Below are 20,366 nucleotides of genomic sequence, written 5' to 3' on the forward strand. Positions count from 1 at the left end.
TTAATTTTTAGTATGGACGCTTATTAGTTTAACAGTTCCTCCAATAATTCAAAAGCTTCTTCACCGCCACCAACATATCGTTTCACAATTTTACCTTCTGGATCAATGATGAACTTAGTAGGAAAGCCTTTTACATTAAAACGGGTTACGAAGTTATCGGGGGTATTCTCTCTATCGCTCATTAGTTGTTGCCAATTGTAGCCGTTATCGGCAATGAACTTTTCTATTTTATCTTTTGTGTCCCCTGAGTTAATGCCCAGTACTACTAGCTGGTCCTCATATTGTTCTTGAAAGGCCTTTACCTCGGGCATTTCTTTGACACAAGGGCCGCACCAAATACCCCAAAAATCGATTAACACATATTTTCCTTTGAGAGATGCGATATCGAACTCACTACCGTCCAAGGTTGCATTGGTTTTAACAGCCGGCACTGGCATGCCCTCGGCAGTAGCTTTTATACCCTGAATACGGGTTTCGGCCGTTTTATAAAAACTTAGGTCACTGAGTTCTTTAGAGACGTTATTAAATAGATCGATCGCAACCGTATCTTCTATTTGGCCACGCATAATCATGTCTTCTAAATACCACAGGGCCCCCAATGATTTTGGATGTTCCCTAAAATGCTCAATTAAAGCCTGCCTTCCTTTTTCATCAATTTGCTCAGCTTTTTTTTGAAGTTGTTCTATAACCACGGAATCTTTCTCATAAGTAGCCCTTACCATAAGATTGGCGCTTTCGTTTATGTTCGGAAAGGTGAGTCTGTTTATGGCGGCCAAACTATTGTTATATGCATCACCACTGGGATAGGCATCTATAAAATCAATGGCCTCCCCTTGTATTTTAATATGGGCCCCTGGGTATGCAAAAAACATTAAGTACATTGATTTCACAGGGAAATATCCTCCATCGGCAGCCTTCTTGTAAATTTTGTTATCCTTGTCTTCATAATCGGTATAGGCCCTGATCAGGGAAAGTTTTGATATAGTATCTGAAAATTTGATTTTCCCATTTACTACATGAATCGTATCCGGAGGGGTTTCCCTTGTATATTCCTTATCGGGATGCCGAAAGAAAAAATGAGATTTTAACCCTTGTATTTCACCTTCCAGTGTAAATTGATTAGGAGGTGTTTTTTCTGTTTTTTTACATGATGTAACAAAAAAAAGTCCCGTTAAGGCAATAATTGTTACTTTGATATATATTTTCATTTTAAGATCTATATTTTAATTGTTTAAAGAATAAGGTCTCCTAAAAGGCCACTTTATAAACTTGCCCAAAATTGAAACCAAGAAGCACTCAAAAGGGATTATGGCAGATATTAGCCATAAGACCAATATTGATGCCTATTGAGAAACTGAATTTTATTGAAGAGGTATGGGAAGGGTCGTTCACCCTTCCATAACCTCATCCAACCAATTTATCTAGCAGAAAAATTTTATTGATACCCCGGATTTTGAACTAATAAAGAATTAGATTCTATAGATGTTTGGGGAATAGGAAAAATAAACTTGTTTGGATCGGTAGCCGTGGATTTTATCTCTGAAACCTGAAAACCGGAACTAAACCCTCCGTCCTCATAGGCATACCGTACCACATCAAACCAGTTTTCGCCATTTTCGGCATAAAGTTCCACAAGCTTCTCTATTCGAACAGCTTCCAAAAATTCTGAGAACGAAATACTTTCAGGGTAAGTTTCAAAACCGTCTCCTCCGGTTGTGGTGGCCCCTGCCCTTTTTCTTACCTCATTCAATGAGCTTAACGCCTCTGGGGTTACCATCCCGGAAGCTCTAGTGGCAGCTTCTGCATGAATCAGGTATATTTCTGCCATACGCATCACGTAGTGCATTTCATAATCGGTTGTATAATCGGAGTATTTGGTCATTAATGCCGTACCGAAGGCACTACCAAAAGGATCGGTAATCGATTCTACCCGACCACCATCATGGGCAATTGTCTGACCTCCAACGGTCAACGTACCCGTATTTACCAAATCAAAATAAGCAGGTTCTACCCCGGCCGAAAAGCCGTTATAGAAATTGCCCCATCCAACACCAGTGCCTTCAGGAGTTTCCACTCCCGGTATACCAAAGATAATCTCACTCTTTTCGAACAATGTAGAACTGTCATGAGGGGCAAAAATACTGGCATACTCTGCTTCAAGGGCAAAACCGGGTCCTGGATTGTCAATAACCGCTTTTGCTTCGAAAGCCGCCTGTTGATAATCACCCATATAAAGCAATACCTTGGCCTTGAACGCCCTGGCAAATGTTTTGTTTGTAAACGTTTTCCCTCTATTATCGGGCGCATTTGCAATACCATCCTCTATATCTGCTAGAATTGCCGTATAAGTTTCTTGAACAGAACTTCTTGGCAATTCTTCTTCATAACGGGCCGGGTCTGTACGCAATACCACACCAAATTCAGATGAGGTATCATAGAATTGACCGTAAGCCCTTAGTAAATAAAAAGTAGCCAAAGCACGCATTAACCTAGCCTCTGCTATCACCTCTGCCCTTCTCCCCGGGGTATCGAATATATCATCGGACAACAAACCAGTTTGTTCAATTACCCAATTGGCGTTATTGATCAAAGAGTAAAATCTTGTATATGCCCCATGCTGAATAGAGCCCGTCAATATCGGGTTGTTTGAAGACCACCCCAATTGCTCCTCACTATTAACATAAAATCCGGCATTACTATAACCCAGAAAAATATCGGGAGCAAAAAATACAGTCGGGAAATCCAGCCCATATTGTGTCATCCCCGAATACACCCCCAAAAGTGCCAGATCCGCTGATTTTTCATCATAAATAGCCTCGTCGGCAGGTATTGTATATAATGGTTCTACATCATCGACAGCCGTAGTAAGATCGCATGAACTAAAAATTAAAAGACAGATGAAGACACCCATCCCATATGCTTTATATATATATTGTTTCATAATATTCTTTATTAAAAGGTTACGTTTAGTGTAAGAGTAAAACTTCTTGCCTGGGGATATCCAGTACCATCATCACCGTAGCTAGAAAAATCGCTAATATTCCCACTTCTATAGGCAGATTGATCTTCGGGATCAAGACCTGGATAATTTGTAAATGTCAAGAGATTGTTTCCACTGACCGATAGTTTGGTTCCGGTTATTCCTAGTTTATCCATCCAGGCCATTTGAGGTAACCGATAGCCCAAACCTACATACCTTAACCTTATATAACTACCATCTACTATAGATCTAGAATTTGTTCTGCCTCCATCATAGGATGGCGACCATAGACGGGCAAGGGTTCCGTCTGTGTTGGAGGGAGACCATACAAGGTCCAAATGATCTTTAACAACATTTTGCGTTACATCTACTTCTGCAAACCTATTATATAAATCAAAGATTTTATCATTTCCCTGGACAAATTGGAAATTAAAACTGAAATCCAGGTTCTTATACGTAAGCGTATTGGACCAGCCACCATAATAGTCGGGGTTCACATTGCCAATAATTGCCTCCCGATCTTCCGAATCAATATAACCGTTGCCATCAATATCCTCCATAATGTAATCCCCTGGTGCCTGCAGCAAACTACTGTAAAGTCCACCTGGTGCACCATTGGCCGACGCTTGGCCATTAAGAGCATCTATTTCTTCTTGTGTTTGTGCAATACCCAGCACATTATACCCTTGTATTACCCCAAAAGGCTCTCCTTCCACAACCCCTGGGCTACCATATAAATTGACGCTTCCACCATTTAGGCTTTCTACTTTGTTCTTTATGAAACTAATATTGAACGAGGAATTCCAAGAGAAGTTATCTGTTCTGATTATATCGCCTCCGATCAAAAATTCCCAACCTTTGTTGGTCACGTCCGCCACGTTTTGGTTTTGCTGCAGCGTACCGGTTTCATTTACAATAGGGACCACAAGTATGAGGTCAGAAGTATTTTTTTCATAATAAACGATTTCCGCATTTAATCGTTGATCGAACAATCCCAATTCAAGACCTAAGTCTAGTTGATCTGTTGTTTCCCATTTTATGTCCGGGTTGGGCACATCGCTCGATATGGTACCTTTGCTAACATTATAGCCACCAGTGGCCGAAAATGTAGGTAAAAAAGTGAACGCAGGAAGATTATCACTACCGGTACGTCCCAAACTTGCCCTTAATTTTAGTTGATTCAACCATTTGCTGTCTTTCAGAAAAGACTCATTATGCATGTTCCATGCCAATGCCCCAGAAGGGAAAACACCTGTTTGGTTACCAGGGCCAAATTTTGTCGACTTGTCTGCCCTTAAGGTAAAAGTGGCAAGATAACGTTCTTTATATCCATAGTTGACTCGACCGAATACAGAATTCAGTACGGCCTCAAAGTGATCCGATGTATTATTCTCTACAATATTGGCCGACCCAGGATTAATTAAGATAAAATCATCAGGAAACTCCCTATACCTCACCGACGTTCTATCATCCCTGCTTCTGTTAAACGAAATACCCGCTACTGCATCTATCTTATGTTTCTCTTTAATTAGATTGGAGTATGAGACAGTATTTTCGAATGCCGTATTATAAGAGTCTATCTCTAAATCGACAAGATTGGCTCCTGGAGCCCCCCTATATAGCCCTTCAAACAAGGCATCTTGTGTAAATGATGGGGTAAAAACAGTATTGCTTATATCGTTTACCCCGATACTGACCTGTGATTTGAATTTTAAGTTTTTTAAAAATTCCCATTCTGCATAAAAGGCACCAAATAGATTTTTCGAAACCGTCTTATTCGTTATTCTACCCTCATCACCCAACGGATTGAATACTTCTCCATATCTATCACTGTAAGCTTTGGTATAGTTTCCATTCGCATCATAAATAGGAATATCAGGTCGGAAAGCGGTAGCTGAAGAAAAACGTCCTTGACCGATGCCCGTGATACCGGAAATTTCATCTATCATATGGTTATAGTTGATAGAACCTCCAACCCGTAACTTCTTGGTAACATTCACATCTAAATTAGAAGCCACATTATATCTCTTTACGTCATTGTTCACCACGATTCCCTCTTGATCGGCAATAGATGCAGAAAGTGAATATGCAGTCTTTTGGGTACCTCCAGTAACCCCTAGATTATATTGCCTCCACAGGGCATTGCTATTGGTAATGGCCTTCGTCCAATCGGTATCTCCATCTCCAAAAAAATCGGGGTTGTTGACCACCTCATATTCCTTTGGATGCAAATAGGACCATTGTGCCTCTGGATAAGCACTATTGTCCAGAACACTCTGTGATTGTTCAAGGGCAAACTGTTTGTATTCGGCCGCATTCAAAAAATCATATGTCTTGATCGGATTGCTTATAGTAGAACTAACGCTAAAGTTGAATTTGGTACGCTCCCCAGCTTTTCCCCTCTTGGTAGTAATCAATATAACCCCATTGGCTGCTCTTGAACCATATATAGCTGCGGCCGAAGCATCTTTTAATACATCAATTCGTTCAATATTTTCAGGATTAATGGCCGATAGTGGATTTACACTTGTCAAACCCGTACTAAAAAGACCACTGGTTCCAGACCCATCGTCGACACTAGGGTTAACAACAAAAGGAACCCCATCGACCACATACAACGGCTGGTTGTCACCCCTAAGTGAACTGAGTCCCCTGATCTGAACAACACCACCTTGCCCTGGGCGCCCTCCGGCACTCATAACATTTACACCGGTAATCTTGCCCGCAAGGGCATTATCTACCGTCTGGCTCTTATATTGTACTATTTCTTCGCTCTTAACCGAGCCTACCGAACCCGTAAGGTCTTTCTTTACAGTAGTACCATAACCTACGACCACAACCTCATCGAGCCTACTGGCGCTTTCATCAAGCACAATTTCGTAAAAATCCTGTTTGGTCGTAATTTTCTGATATTTAAACTCAAAACCTAATGCAGAAACAGCTAAATAATAATCGAGACTTGCGTCTATTTTAAAATTACCATCGAAATCGGTAACTGTACCTCTTACGATAAAGTCATCGGATCGATCTGCATCCCTTGACGGTTCATTGCTGGCAACATATACAGATGCCGCAGGAATCGGCATTCCATTTTTATCCTTCACCGTACCTGAAATAGAAAATGTATCCTGTAAGGGAACACCTAATATAGGGTGTATCTTTCGTTTAACGATTACGGTGTTATTGGTAAATTCATAAGTACAAAGAATAGGATCCAAGCCTCTCTTTAATATGGTTCCCACCTTAACACTCCCTTCTTTCAAAAGAATTTTCGGAGCATCTTTCACAAGGTCGTCCGCGTATACGAATTCATAATCTGTTTGGGCCTTGATAAGTTCAAAAACCTCTTTAAGAGAAACTACTTTTTCTGTATTAATGAATATGTCAGCATTCTGAGAAAACCCGGATTTTGGGCTCAGACCGAAAACTGAAGTCAAAAACAAAAAAATAAAGGTCCTCATGATTAGTTTAGTTAGCCTTTGTAATCGACATACAAAGACTGGGGTCATTCCGATTTTCATATATTTGTATTGGTATTGGTTAAACAATTCGTTTAATTGATTACTTAAAGGAATTTAGCTGCTACTTTGGACGGTGATAGCTTTATTCCTTTTTTATTTTATTTCATCATATCCTATTATTTTACTTTATCAATATCTTATTGTCCTGTAAAGAAAATTTTACAAGACCCGTATGTTCTATTTTTTCCAATAATACGTTTATCTCATTTCCTCTTTTCAATATTCCGGAAAATTCCAAATCCCGTTTTTCCAGGTTTTCGAATTCTACGTCTATATTATACCATCTAGCCAATACTTTCATCATTTCCCCCAAAGGTTTTTTATCGAACATGAACAGTCCGTTTTTCCATGCCGCAACGTAATTGACATCAACATTTTTCACTTGAATTTCGGCCTCATCCATATATAAGATGGATTGCATCCCCGGATCAAGTATTTTATCCTCTGCACCATTACTTACCGCAATACTTCCTTCTATCAAGGTTGTGTGAATGCTTTGGTCGTTTTCGTATGCCGAAATATTGAACTCAGTGCCAAGTACCTCTATATTTTGGTTTCTTGTTTGCACACGAAATGATGCTCCGTTATTTTCTGTACTTGAAGAAACGTCGAAATAGGCCTCTCCATAAATTAACTCCACACTTCTAGGTGCTCCGGAAACAAAAGATACCGGATATTTTAATTTAGACTCTGAGTTGAGCCAAACCTTGGTGCCATCCGATAGCTCTACAAAGAATTGCCCCCCTCTTGGGATAGTCAGATAATTATAAACTATTTCTTCACTTTCTTTTTGTCCTTTTTTATATCGAATACTTTCTCCATTACTGGTTACCTCATCAATACGGACCTGTTTTCCCTTTTCCAGGGTGATATGCTTACCATTATCAAGTGTGAGTATAGCCTTATCAGTACCAGGAAGAATAGAAGCTTCGGTATTTGCGATGATTTCTGTAGTTGGGTCTAAATCCTCTTTAGAATAAAATACAGCTAGGGAAACAAGAATAGCGATTGCCGCAGCAACCGCATACTTATAAAACCTAAGTTTTCTTATTTTTCCAGGGCTGGCTTCATCTGGCCCTCCTATTTTATCCAACAAAACAAGCTTTGCCCTTTCCGAATCAAAGTTCGACAGATTATAATCCAAGGCATAATTTACCTGAATGTAATCTTTGAACAATTGTTGATTCTCTTGTTGGTCAAACCAATCGGACAATTCTTCTAGTTCAGGTTCTGTTATGGCCTTCGAAATAAACTTTACAATCAGTTCTTCGATTCTTTTATCTTTCATTAAGCTAATTAATTATATTTCTAATACGATTCTCAAAATACACACCCTATGCGTCCAGCAATTTTTTTCTATTTTATTTCATATTTATACTATTTTTATAGAGCGATGGATTTAGAATGATGGATTTCAAGGACAATAAAGTTTTGATAAAATGTCTTCAACAGAATAACAAGAAGGCATTTTCTTTTCTGGTAGACTCTTATCACCATAGGTTATGCGTTTACGCAAACAGCCTTGTGAACAATAGTATGTTGGCAGATGATATTGTACAGAACGTTTTTATAAACGTATGGGAAAAACGGAACATGCTAAATCCAGGTCATTCACTAAAGAGTTTCTTATACAAATCTGTCTATAACGAGTTTATAGATCAATACAGAAAATCACAATCTTTATTACGGATTGAAAAAAAGTATATTGAACACCTTAACACCATTGTAGCAGGGGAAGACGAGGAAAGTACAAAGAAACTTATCTCCGACGTAAAAAACATGATGGAAGATCTGCCTCCAAAATGCAAACAGGTCTTTATGTTAAGTAAAAAAGAAGGACTAACAAATATTGAAATTTCCGAACATCTAGAGATTTCGGTAAAGGCCGTAGAAGCTCAAATTACCAGAGGATTTAAGATTCTACGCAAAAAACTTTCAGATAAGGTAAAACCAGTATTGTTCATCTTGTTCAATCGAAGGTATATCGAAAAAAAATATTAAGTAAAATCAATGCTTAGACTCATGAATACTTTTTAATACCGCCCCTAAGTATTATTGACCTAAAACAAAAAATCCAACCTAATAAATTAGATTGGATTTCTTTTTTGCTCCTCCTCTTGGGCTCGAACCAAGGACCCTCTGATTAACAGTCAGATGCTCTAACCAACTGAGCTAAGGAGGAAAATACCTTACTTTAATCCTTTAAAGCGGGTGCAAATATAAATGTTTTTTAAAATCTCCCAAACAAAAAAAGATGTTTTTCTACTTAAATAACCATTTATATAAATCATTACCATTTGCGAACAGCAACAATGCTATCAACAAGAAGAATCCGATCATTTGAGCATACTCTAAAAACTTGTCGCTCGGCTTTCTTCCGGTAATCATTTCATACAACAGAAACATCACGTGCCCACCGTCCAATGCAGGTATGGGCAGTATATTCATAAATGCCAGAATAATAGATATAAACGCGGTTGCATTCCAAAAAGCAGGCCAGTCCCATCCACTGGGAAACAAACCTCCGATAGCCGCAAAACCTCCTACTCCCTTATAAGCTCCTGTAGACGGGTTGAAGATTTTCTTCATTTGCTTTACATAGCCGCTTAGGGTACTTACCCCCTTATCTATACCTGCCGGTATAGATTCTACAAACGAATAGGTATTTGTTTTAATTTTTAGTATTCCCCTATCCTCAAGATCTGCGAAACTTAAGCCACCAAGGCCTACACCTATGGTTGCAGAATCGCTAATAACTACAGGGATCTGTACTTGACCACTACCTTCCCTTTTTACCGACAGGTCTACTTTTTGTCCTTTGTATTTTTGAAGAATCTCCTTGGCCTCATCAAAATAGGTAAAAGAGTCACCACCAATACTTACGATTTCGTCTTTTACCTTTAAGCCAGAATCTTTATTTGCGGATTCCTCCGGTATGGATCCAACCACAAATGGATATCGCGGACTTAAAAACCTAATTTTATCCTCGTCTTCCAACAAGGTTGCAATAAAGTCTACCGGAATTTCTTTTTCTATGACCTCACCGTCTCGCTCTATCGTAAAAGTATTTCCGTTTACCAGTTCTATAAAAATCTTATTAAAGTCTTCTACGGGCTTACCATCAACGGCCAAAATTTTATCCCCCGTCTTTATACCCACTTTATCGCCTATTTCGGTTTCGTTCACGTAAACACCATCCTTTAAACTATCGTTGGCTATAAACTGGTCTCCGTACGCATAGGCCAAACCTATATAGATAATCACCGCCAAAATAAAGTTGACCGTAACCCCGCCCAACATTATGATCAATCGTTGCCACGCCGGTTTACTTCGAAACTCCCAAGGTTTGGGCTCCTCTTTCATGGCTTCGGTATCCATACTTTCGTCTATCATACCCGAAATTTTGACATATCCGCCCAAAGGCAACCAACCGATACCGTATACTGTTTCGCCTATTTTCTTTTTGAAAAGAGAGAACTTCACATCAAAAAACAAGTAAAATTTCTCTACCCGGGTCTTAAACAATTTTGCAGGGATAAAATGCCCGAGCTCATGAAGCACTATTAATAATGAAAGGCTTAAAAAAAATTGAATAGTCTTAATTAAAATGGGACTCATTAGCGTTCTGTAAAATTTAAATCTGACAAAAGTACATTTTTACAAGGTCTTAAAAAAAGAAACTCGTTGCACCCGCACTATTTTAAGAATATTTTGGCACGTATTAACTCTTATACGCTTGAAACCTTCACAAAGCTAATGTACCTTTGTAAAAAAATAAATATGCGCTCTTTCTTCAGTGGATATAAGATTTTTGGTCTTGTACTATTATTGATCTCATCGGTGGTCGTATATCTTTTTTATAATGCCTTAACGCCTAAAAAAATACTTCCCATATATTCCCCGGCCATGGTAAATAGCGAGTTGGTGGCAGAAGAGATCCAGCACATACGAAAATACCACACTATCTCAGATTTTGAGCTCACCAACCAAAACGGAAAAACCATTACACAGGCCGATTATGACGGTAAAATATATATTGCGGATTTTTTCTTCACTACCTGCCCCACCATTTGCCCTATTATGACCAAGAATATGGCCTCTATACAAGACAAGGTAGGAGATGACGTACTATTACTTTCGCATTCGGTAACCCCGCAGATAGACTCGGTGGCCCAACTAAAAAAATACGCCTTGGAAAAAGGAGTGGACGACACAAAATGGAACTTGGTGACGGGAGACAAGAAACAAATCTATGAATTGGCCCGAAAATCGTATTTGGCGGTAAAAACCGATGGCGATGGTGGCCCGTTTGATATGATCCATACAGAAAACTTTATTCTTGTTGATAAGGAAAAGAGAATAAGGGGCTTCTATGATGGCACCAAAGAAGAAGAAATACAAAAACTATTAAGTGATCTAGAAATACTGAAAGCCAGTTATGCCGAATAGGTGTTTTGTTATATTCGGCAATGCTTTGAACACCCATTTAAATTAACTTTTATTAATTCTTTTAATTGAAATATTTGAGTTATTTTTGATTACTTATAATGAATCTAAATAAAGATTGGAAACTACTGTCGCAGATTTAAAACGGGGCCAAAAGGGCATTATCAAAGAGTTTACCGAAAACCTACTACCTATAAAGTTATTGGAATTGGGCTGCCTTCCGGGCAATGTCATAGAACTGGTACAAGTAGCCCCCTTAAAAGATCCTATATACATAAATGTTAATGGTTCGCACATTGCCATAAGACGTTCCATGGCCGAACAGATCGCATTGGATATTGTTGAAGAAGAAGATGTTGTGTTATGAGCAAACAAATTAATGTGGCCCTAATCGGGAACCCCAATACTGGTAAAACCTCTGTATTTAACCAACTCACCGGACTCAATCAAAAAGTAGGAAACTACCCGGGTATTACCGTTGAAAAAAAAGAAGGTATCTGCAAATTGCCAAGGGGCGTAAAGGCCCACATTATAGACCTACCGGGAACCTACAGTTTAAACACAACCTCTCTGGACGAAAGTGTGGCGGTAGAGCTACTTCTCAACAAAAACGATAAAGACCACCCAGATGTAGCCTTGGTTGTGTCCGACGTTGAGAACCTAAAAAGAAACCTGCTCTTATTTACACAGATAAAAGATTTAAAAATACCCGCCATACTTGTTATAAATATGGCCGATCGAATGTCTCGTAAAGGTATTAGTATAGATATTGAACTTTTAGAAAAGAAACTCAACGCCAAAGTTGCCTTGGTAAGTACCCGTAAGGGAACGGGCATTGATAGATTAAAGGAGTTAATTGCCGATTACAAAAACATTTCTAAAGTTCCGAATGTGGACACTACGGCCATAGCGCCCGATTATTTTGAACGGTTAAAAAACGCTTTTCCAAAAGAAGATGTATACAAGTTATGGTTGGTGATAACGCAGGATGTAAACTTTATGCCAATTCAGAAAAATCTGATTCCGGACACATCCTCTTTTGCAACAAAATCCAAATCGGAACTCAAAAGGCTACAGCAAAAAGAAACTATTCTTAGGTATCAGTTTATTAACGGCATACTCAAAGAAACATACAAGGTAGATGTGAATGCCGCTAAGGGATTCAGGGCTACCTTGGACAAAATATTGACCCATAAAATCTTTGGGTACCTTATTTTCTTTGTAATTCTGCTTACCATCTTCCAAGCTATTTATGGATGGAGCGAATACCCAATGGACCTAATAGACGGCTTCTTTGCCTCTGCCACAGAATGGGTAAAAGAAACATTGCCTCCAGGAGTGTTCACCAATTTGATCGCAGAAGGTATCTTGGCAGGTATTGGGGGTATTGTCATCTTTATTCCCCAAATAGCATTTTTGTTTCTGTTCATTTCCCTATTGGAAGAAAGTGGTTATATGAGCCGCGTAGTATTCCTCATGGATAAGATAATGCGACCTTTTGGTCTAAGCGGAAAAAGTGTAGTGCCCTTAATATCGGGTACCGCATGTGCCATACCTGCCGTGATGGCGACCAGAACCATCGAGAATTGGAAAGAAAGATTAATTACAATTCTTGTAACACCTTTCACTACATGCTCTGCCAGGCTACCGGTATACCTTATAATAATCGCCCTTGTAATTCCCGAAGGAAACGTACTGGGTTTAAGCTTTAAGGCCCTTACCTTAATGCTACTATACCTACTTGGCTTTGGTGTCGCCATACTATCGGCCATGGTGCTTAACAAGATATTGAAAATAAAGAGCAGAACCTTCTTCGTTATAGAATTACCGAATTATAAACTACCACTTTTTAAAAATGTAGCTTACACCGTACTGGAAAAAACCAAGAGTTTTGTTTTTGGTGCCGGTAAAATCATTTTGGCGATTTCCATTATTCTATGGTTTCTAGGTTCTAATGGGCATTCCGATGATTTTAAAAATGCGGAAACCATTGTCACAAAAAGAATAGAAGCCGAAGGTTTTAACACCTTCAGTGAGTCTTATATCGAAAATAAAATAGCGGAATACAAAGCTACTTTACCTATTATGGGGCTACACGAATCTGACCCAGCGTACCAAGATTCCATAGCCCTTCATACCGTCGTCTTGGAAGAAAGGGCCCTGAACCAAGAAATCGCCAGTTACAAGCTTAAGCATTCTTATATGGGCATCATGGGCAGAGCTATAGAACCTGTCGTAAGGCCTTTGGGCTATGATTGGAAAATAGGCATCGCCGTGCTAACGTCCTTTGCCGCCAGAGAAGTGTTCGTGGGTACACTGGCTACCATTTACAGTGTTGGAAACGACGAAGAGGAAACCATAAAGCACAGAATGGCGGCCGAAGTAAACCCCATAACAAAAGAACCCTTGTTTAATCTGGCATCAGGTATCTCGCTGTTATTGTTCTATGCTTTCGCCATGCAATGTATGAGTACCTTGGCTATTGTAAAGAGAGAGACCAATTCATGGAAATGGCCGGCAGGTCAGCTGGTTTTCATGAGCCTTTTTGCTTATATTGTAGCTTTAATAGCCTATCAATTATTAAAATAGAGATGGATTTACTTCAACAAATATTAGTTTATATAACCCTAGCGATCGCCGTAGGTTATATTATTAAAAAATTCTTTCTCCCTAGTTTTTTGACTACTAAAAAACCAAGCAAAAAAACTTGCGGACAAGATGGTTGCGGGTGTCATTGATTTTTACACAGCACATTGATTTAGAAGACCTTTCGTTAAAAAAACAATAAAAACATCCCAATAAAATGTAAAAGAGTATGGTTATCTGCCAGGGTATACTTTAGTTTGTAAGTAAGCAACCAATTATATGAAAAGAATTCCTGTAGTACTTGTTCTTTTATGTTACACCTGTTCCTCTTTTTTGCTTTTTTCACAAACCCTGAACTCAAGAATACTTGATAGCGTTACCCAAGAGCCTATCCCCTACGCGACCGTATTATTGAACAACAAAGGTGTTATTACCAATGAAGAGGGAAGATTTTCGTTTTTGATAGACGAGAAAGTCAAAGAAACAGATTCCTTGTTTATCTCCTGCATCGGATATGAGTCCATATCCAAACCCCTGAACCAGTTTAAGGAAAATAGAATTCTGATGAGCCCAAAGGCCATTGAACTTAATGGAGTTATAGTATCGAACAAGAATTATAGCCCAGAAGAAATCATAGATCTTGTAGAAGAAAATCTTCAAAAAAACTATCGATATGGTTTCACGAAAAAAAGACTTTTTTTAAGGGAAACCTATCAGAACAACATTATAAAAACGGATTACCGGATCAAAGAATCTACCATTGACGCCCTTAATAGGTCTTTTTTAGACAGTGTAGTGCGCTCTATTCCAAAAAGTGACACCTACTACACCGAAGTTTTGGGAGATTTCTATGGAACCAACGATAAGGACGAACAAAAACTAGGTCTTATAAAAGCTTCTGAACTATATGACAAAAGCAAACGCTTGGATGTAGACAATTTAGAAGAACGTTTTAACCAGATCATTAAAAAGAACGTAAAGACCGATTCATATTTTAAGGTAAAATCTGGCTTGTTCGGCACCAAGGTAGATGCGGAAGACCTCTTTGAAGCCGAGGTAGACTCTAATGATGTAGCCGCCGTAAACAAACGTTTGGAAGAAGAAAAGAACAGAAAAAAGTTCTTTGCCAACTACAAAAAAAGGACCTTGGGAAATTTATATGCCAATCTACCCATTTTTGAAGATTCGGATTATAACATCATATGGAAACCCAACCGTTACCATCTATCTCTGGAAGAATTCTCCTTTATTGGTGATAAGGCCCTATATGTAATCGCGTTCGAGCCCAAACGTTCAGAAGATTTCAAAGGAAAATTATATGTAGATGCCAATGACTTTGCCATTGTAAAAATGGATTTCGAAAACGTAAAACCCATTAGAACCTTTAACCTTTTGGGTATCTCATTGAACGAATATTTGGCCAAAGGCAGCATTCTTTTCGGTAAGGGCGATGACGGATTATACAGTTTACGTTATTATGAAATCACCAAAGGGAATCGGGTAGGCTTCAAAAGACCTATTAAGATCATCGAAAAAAACAAAAATGTAAAGGGGCGTCGAAAACAGAACGAACTGCATCTTAAGATAGATGCCGCTTTTGGTGGCCTCAATAAATACGAAGTGGTAGTTTTTGACGAAGAACCTATAAAAGAAAGTCAATTTTCGGCCTTTAAAGAAACAAACGATGTGCTTCCACAGTACATGCCCGATTATGATCCCAAATTCTGGGAAGGTTACACTATTATGGCTCCCAATACCGCTATCAAAGAATTTAAATCGGAAGTGCAACCAGAATACTAGTCTCTGTTGTTAAAAAACACCTATCAAAAGAATACCGAGCTGTAGATATGGTGGACTATATAAAGTTCTTAATAAACGAATACATTAACAATCCCCAACCTATAACCAAGAGCATTCCTCCAAAAGGAGTTACAGGGCCTAAAAATCTACATTTATTGCCCCTTGCACCGCTAATGCACAAACCGTAAATACTAAAAGAAAAAAGAAAGGTGCCCATTATAAAGCAATACACCATGTACTTTTCCAATGAAGTCTCTAGATTTAGGTTAAAACCGATCATGAGCAATACCAAGGCATGGTACATTTGATATTTTACACCCGTCTCAAAACTAGCTATCTGTTCGGCATTAAAAGACTTTTTTAAGGCATGGGCCCCAAAAGCGCCAAAAATAATTGCCAACAGACCAAAGAATGCACCTATAAATTGAGTAAGAAGTACCATTTAACTTTTTATCAAATATATGAATAATGAAAATCTGAAGGCTACAAAAACGGCACAGGTTTATTAAGCATATTTAACAAAACAAAGAGATACATTTTTTATGGCACGCCCCTTCTAATCAGGACTTTCATTTTGCTTCAGCCTTTCTTGCAAGGCGTCATACATATTTACCGTCTCTAGAGAGTCCTTAAGATTAAAATATAGTTTTAAAGAGTCTTTATACACCAGTTTTATCTTGGGCTGTGTAATATTGTCCACAAAAACATGAATGCTCTTATCGGTTAAAGAGTCTTTGAACTCCCTAAAAATTCCTTTTTCCTTCTCCAGTGCAGAAAAACCGTTTAACCGTATCATAGGCGGAATTTTTTCAACGAACACTACACTATCCAATTCGGCATAAGGTACTTTTTCGCTATAAAATCCAGACAAGATACCAAGGTGATCAGATGTAGCTTTTACCCAATTTTTATAGTGCATCGTTAAAACGGATACGCATACGATCACTGTAATGATCAATAACAAATTCCATATCCAGTGCCTACCCTTTTTACCCATACCTATGTTGCTTATGGTTTACCTCCACTAATTTAGAACAAATTATCGGGCATTTGCTTTATCAAATGTCCCGTGTAGATAGAATAACTCTTTAAATTTTAAAAAATTATTTTTCATGAACAGTTTATAGGATAACCAGCTTTTATCCCAAACCAACATCTAGAGTCATCATAATAATAAAGCCTCCAATAAAGCCCATCGTAGCAATATCGGTATATTTATCTTGTTGGGTTTCGGGGATGACTTCCTCCACTACAACAAAAATCATGGCCCCGGCCGCAAAAGACAGGGCATATGGTAATATTGGCTGAAAGGTCAACACCGCCCACGCACCAAGAACGGCCGCAATAGGTTCTACGATAGCCGAAGCCTGGCCATACATAAAGCTTTTAGTTCTACTAAGCCCTTGCCTCCTTAAAGGCATCGCGACAGCAAAACCCTCTGGAAAATTCTGTAGGCCTATACCCAAGGCCAAGGCAACCGCGCCACCAATGGAAGCACCTTCAAAACCAGCTGCCACACCACCAAAAAGCACACCTACCGCCAAACCTTCTGGAATGTTGTGCAAGGTTATAGCTAGGGTCAACAAAGTGGTTCTATGCCAAGGCGTTTTAACCCCTTCTGCTTCACTTTCTTTAAAATTAATGTGTAAATGAGGTAGAATTTTATCCAGCCCAAATATAAATCCGGCCCCTAAAAGAAACCCCACTGCCGCAGGCACCACTTTTAGAAAACCCTCTCCCGGGCTCATTTCAATACCCGGTGCCAATAAGCTCCAGAAACTGGCCGCCACCATTACGCCTCCAGTAAAACCGAGCATACCATCCAGAACCGCCCTGTTCATGGTTTTGAACAGAAAAACCAAGGCCGCACCTGCCGCTGTAAGCCCCCATGTGAACAACGTGGCATAGAATGCCGCCAAAACAGGGTTGATCGATTCAAAATAATCTATAACTTCTTGCATATCTATTTTATTTAATCCTTTTCAAGCACCTCTAAAAAAAGATTGGAGCCTATTTGTTCAGAAATCCTCATTTCTTTCCCTTTGATCCTAATGCTCAGAGATCCATCAAAATCTTCCTTATCCAAAATTTCAAGGGTATCTCCCAATGAAATATTATTCTTGTCCAAAAACTTTAAAAAGGCCACCGAAGAATCGTTCACCCCCACACATATGCCCTGTGATCCAATGGGCAGTTCGGTAACCAACCTCTTTACGGATTTTTTAAACTCCCCGTCTTTAGAAGGAATAGGGTCTCCATGGGGATCTACCTTGGGGTTTCCTAAATAAGCATCCAGTTTATCAATAAGTTTCTCACTTTTAATATGCTCCAATTGCTCGGCCACCTCGTGCACCTCGTCCCAGGCAAAATCCAGCTTATCTACCAAAAAAACTTCCCACAACCTATGTTTTCTTATAATGGACAAGGCAGATAACCTTCCTGTTTCCGTAAGAAGAACCCCTTTGTACTTTTTATAGAACACCAAATCCTTTTCGGACAATTTCTTGAGCATATCGGTCACCGATGATGGCTTGGTATCCATCTGTTCGGCTATAGAATTTGTAGAAACCGCTTGCTCCATGCCTTTGCCCAAATGATAAATTGCCTTTATATAGTCTTCTTCCGAAAGTGTCATTATTAATTTTTTATTCTACACAAAAATACATTTTTATATATAAAAACAAATATTTAGTTTTGTCTAAAAATTTATTTAGTTTAATAAAATATCGTTTTGACAAATATAGAAATCAAATTATCCATTATACTTTTAGTGGTTGTCAGCTCTTTTACTTTTGCACAGAACATAACCGTATCGGGTAGGGTTATGTCGGGCAACGAACCTGTACCCTTTGCCAACATCTACCTTAAGGACACCGATACAGGAACCTCCTCTAATGAAAGCGGTTTCTATGAACTCACCAATATGACGCCCGGAGCGCATGTTATAATAACTTCTGTTATAGGATACGAACCGTCTGCCTTGAGAATAGTTTTGAATCCCGGACAATCCAAGACCATGAACATAAACCTCGTTCCCTCTACCGAAAATCTAGAAGAAATGGTGGTAACCGGCACTCTCAAAGCGGTAAAACGTTCAGAAAGTCCTGTTCCTGTAGAAGTTTATAGTCCTACTTTCCTTAAAAAAAATCCAACGGCAAGTGTTTTCGAAGCTCTTCAAAATGTAAACGGAGTAAGACCTCAGATAAATTGCAATGTCTGTAATACCGGAGATATACACATTAACGGACTGGAAGGCCCTTACACCCTTGTGTTAATAGACGGCATGCCCATTGTAAGTGGGTTGGGAACGGTATACGGCCTATCTGGTATACCTAACTCTTTAATTGAACAAATCGAAATCGTGAAAGGTCCAGCCTCTAGTCTATATGGAAGCGAGGCCGTAGGCGGACTCATAAACATTATAACCAAAAACACCTTGGACGCCCCTGATTTTGCCGCTGATATTTTTGCAACGGGCTGGGGAGAATATAACCTGGATGTAGGTGCCAAAATCGACATTGGCAAAAATACCGATTTACTATTGGGCGTTAATTATTTCAACTTTGACCAAGTAATAGATAACAATGGCGATAATTTTACAGACCTTACCCTACAGGACAGAATATCGGTTTTTCAAAAATGGAGCTTTCAAAGAAAAGAAAACCGCATCTTTTCCGTGGCCGGTCGTTTCTTCTACGAAGACCGTTGGGGAGGAGAACTGCAATGGACACCTGAATATCGGGGTGGAGATGAAATCTATGGAGAAAGTATTTATACAAGACGATGGGAAATACTGGGCAAATATCAATTACCGGTAAAAGAAAAACTATTATTCTCCTTTTCTTACAATGACCATAATCAAAACTCGGTATATGGAGATGTTGCCTATTTGGCCGATCAACGTATAGGCTTCGGGCAGCTTACGTGGGACAAAAAGATAAATGCCCACGACCTGCTAATAGGTACGGCTATAAGATATAATTATTATAATGATAATACGACGGCGACCGTATCGGCAGATGAAGTAGTAATTCCGAGTGTATTTGTTCAAGACGAGATCAGTATAGCAAAAAAACACTCGCTACTGGTAGGCTTACGATACGATTATGACCAAAGACATGGTAGCATTTTTACCCCCAGAACGGCCTATAGATGGAAAATGACGGACAACGATATCATAAGGTTAAATGCCGGAACGGGATTTAGGGTCGTAAATCTTTTTACCGAAGAACATGCCGCCCTAACGGGAGCAAGGGACGTAGTGGTCACAGAAGACCTAGATCCGGAACGCTCCTTTAACGTAAACCTTAATTATCTTAAGAAAATATATGGTGGCAACGGTACATTTGCCAGTATAGATGCATCGCTCTTCTACACTCATTTTAGCAATGCCATCTTACCCGATTATGATACAGACCCCAACAAAATTATCTATGACAACCTAAAGGGCAAATCGGTTTCTAAAGGAATTAGCGCCAATGTTGATGTTTCTTTTCCAAGTGGTTTTAAATTCTTATTAGGAGCAACCTTGCAAGATGTCAGTCAAACAGAAAACGGTATTACAACACGGCAAATATTAACAGAAACGTATACCGGAACCTGGAATTTAGGATATACTTTTAAAAATCTACACCTCAGCATAGATTACACAGGAAACCTGTATGGCCCCATGCGACTGCCCACATTGGGAGACTTAGATCCTAGAAGTGATTATTCTCCGGCATGGAGTATTCAAAACATACAATTCACCTATAAAGGCTTAGATAAACTCGAGTTTTATGGCGGCATCAAAAACCTGCTGAACTGGACACCGAACCGAGGAAACCCTTTTATAATCGCAAGGGCGAACGACCCTTTTGATAAAGAGGTGACTTTTGATAGCAACGGCAGCCCCGTGGCAACCCCCAACAACCCCTATGCCCTAACTTTTGACCCCTCTTATGTTTATGGGCCCAATCAAGGTATACGCGGGTTTCTAGGCGTACGCTATCGTATTAATTAATAATCAAATACGTTAATCTTGCTGGTATTAA

General features: G+C 39.2%; 15 protein-coding genes and 1 tRNA gene. 6 read left to right on the forward strand and 10 right to left on the reverse strand.

What is annotated here, in order from left to right; genetic code table 11:
- Positions 1-23: 23 nt before the first annotated feature.
- The 4 genes from AB657_RS17725 to AB657_RS11900 all read right to left on the reverse strand — a co-directional run bounded on the left by AB657_RS17725 (position 24) and on the right by AB657_RS11900 (position 7,789).
- The gene (locus tag AB657_RS17725) at positions 24-1,208 is read right to left on the reverse strand and encodes a TlpA family protein disulfide reductase (protein WP_052958698.1); all 1,185 of its coding nucleotides are present in this window, start codon (positions 1,206-1,208) and stop codon (positions 24-26) included.
- 227 nt (positions 1,209-1,435) lie between these two features.
- The gene (locus tag AB657_RS11890; RefSeq protein WP_047246679.1) at positions 1,436-2,941 is read right to left on the reverse strand and encodes a RagB/SusD family nutrient uptake outer membrane protein; all 1,506 of its coding nucleotides are present in this window, start codon (positions 2,939-2,941) and stop codon (positions 1,436-1,438) included.
- 11 nt (positions 2,942-2,952) lie between these two features.
- A complete protein-coding gene (locus tag AB657_RS11895; protein ID WP_047246680.1) occupies positions 2,953-6,441 on the reverse strand; it encodes a SusC/RagA family TonB-linked outer membrane protein in 3,489 nt (1,162 codons plus the stop codon).
- Between the two features lie 181 nt (positions 6,442-6,622).
- Positions 6,623-7,789, reverse strand: coding sequence for a FecR family protein (locus AB657_RS11900; RefSeq protein ID WP_052958699.1), 1,167 nt, complete (start codon positions 7,787-7,789; stop codon positions 6,623-6,625).
- Between the two features lie 116 nt (positions 7,790-7,905).
- Here AB657_RS11900 and AB657_RS11905 point away from each other — a divergent pair, with 116 nt between their 5' ends.
- Positions 7,906-8,502: an RNA polymerase sigma factor gene (locus AB657_RS11905; protein WP_232304877.1), complete on the forward strand. Its 597-nt coding sequence runs from the start codon at positions 7,906-7,908 to the stop codon at positions 8,500-8,502.
- Positions 8,503-8,609: 107 nt separating this feature from the next.
- On the opposite strand, the gene AB657_RS11910 is transcribed toward AB657_RS11905, so the two are convergent.
- Together AB657_RS11910 and rseP are read right to left on the reverse strand one after the other, a co-directional pair.
- Positions 8,610-8,683 (reverse strand) — tRNA-Asn (locus AB657_RS11910).
- Between the two features lie 80 nt (positions 8,684-8,763).
- A complete protein-coding gene (gene rseP / locus AB657_RS11915; protein ID WP_047246681.1) occupies positions 8,764-10,119 on the reverse strand; it encodes an RIP metalloprotease RseP in 1,356 nt (451 codons plus the stop codon).
- Between the two features lie 162 nt (positions 10,120-10,281).
- On the opposite strand from rseP, the gene AB657_RS11920 reads away from it, so the two are divergent.
- From AB657_RS11920 to AB657_RS11935, 4 genes are all read left to right on the forward strand, one after another.
- Positions 10,282-10,950, forward strand: a complete 669-nt coding sequence (locus tag AB657_RS11920) for an SCO family protein (RefSeq protein ID WP_047246682.1) — start codon at positions 10,282-10,284, stop codon at positions 10,948-10,950.
- Between the two features lie 115 nt (positions 10,951-11,065).
- Positions 11,066-11,314: a FeoA family protein gene (locus AB657_RS11925; RefSeq protein WP_047246683.1), complete on the forward strand. Its 249-nt coding sequence runs from the start codon at positions 11,066-11,068 to the stop codon at positions 11,312-11,314.
- Positions 11,311-13,536 carry a ferrous iron transport protein B gene (gene feoB / locus AB657_RS11930; protein ID WP_047246684.1) on the forward strand — a complete coding sequence of 742 codons (2,226 nt, stop codon included), beginning with the start codon at positions 11,311-11,313 and terminating at the stop codon, positions 13,534-13,536. Before AB657_RS11925 ends, feoB begins: the two co-directional genes overlap by 4 nt.
- 276 nt (positions 13,537-13,812) lie before the next feature.
- Positions 13,813-15,333 carry a carboxypeptidase-like regulatory domain-containing protein gene (locus AB657_RS11935; RefSeq protein WP_047246685.1) on the forward strand — a complete coding sequence of 507 codons (1,521 nt, stop codon included), beginning with the start codon at positions 13,813-13,815 and terminating at the stop codon, positions 15,331-15,333.
- A 55-nt stretch (positions 15,334-15,388) separates the two neighbouring features.
- On the opposite strand, the gene AB657_RS11940 is transcribed toward AB657_RS11935, so the two are convergent.
- From AB657_RS11940 to AB657_RS11955, 4 genes are all read right to left on the reverse strand, one after another.
- The gene (locus AB657_RS11940) at positions 15,389-15,775 is read right to left on the reverse strand and encodes a DUF423 domain-containing protein (RefSeq protein ID WP_047246686.1); all 387 of its coding nucleotides are present in this window, start codon (positions 15,773-15,775) and stop codon (positions 15,389-15,391) included.
- 114 nt (positions 15,776-15,889) lie between these two features.
- Positions 15,890-16,330 (reverse strand): hypothetical protein, encoded by a 441-nt coding sequence (locus AB657_RS11945; protein WP_047246687.1) that lies wholly within the window; start codon positions 16,328-16,330, stop codon positions 15,890-15,892.
- 142 nt (positions 16,331-16,472) lie between these two features.
- Positions 16,473-17,294, reverse strand: coding sequence for a ZIP family metal transporter (locus AB657_RS11950; protein WP_047246688.1), 822 nt, complete (start codon positions 17,292-17,294; stop codon positions 16,473-16,475).
- Between the two features lie 11 nt (positions 17,295-17,305).
- The gene (locus tag AB657_RS11955; protein WP_047246689.1) at positions 17,306-17,968 is read right to left on the reverse strand and encodes a metal-dependent transcriptional regulator; all 663 of its coding nucleotides are present in this window, start codon (positions 17,966-17,968) and stop codon (positions 17,306-17,308) included.
- Between the two features lie 105 nt (positions 17,969-18,073).
- On the opposite strand from AB657_RS11955, the gene AB657_RS11960 reads away from it, so the two are divergent.
- Entirely contained in the window at positions 18,074-20,335 is a 2,262-nt protein-coding gene (locus AB657_RS11960; RefSeq protein WP_394332531.1) for a TonB-dependent receptor, read from the forward strand.
- Positions 20,336-20,366 lie beyond the last annotated feature (31 nt).

Source organism: Maribacter thermophilus, from assembly GCF_001020565.1.
In the GTDB taxonomy this organism is placed as follows: domain Bacteria; phylum Bacteroidota; class Bacteroidia; order Flavobacteriales; family Flavobacteriaceae; genus Maribacter; species Maribacter thermophilus.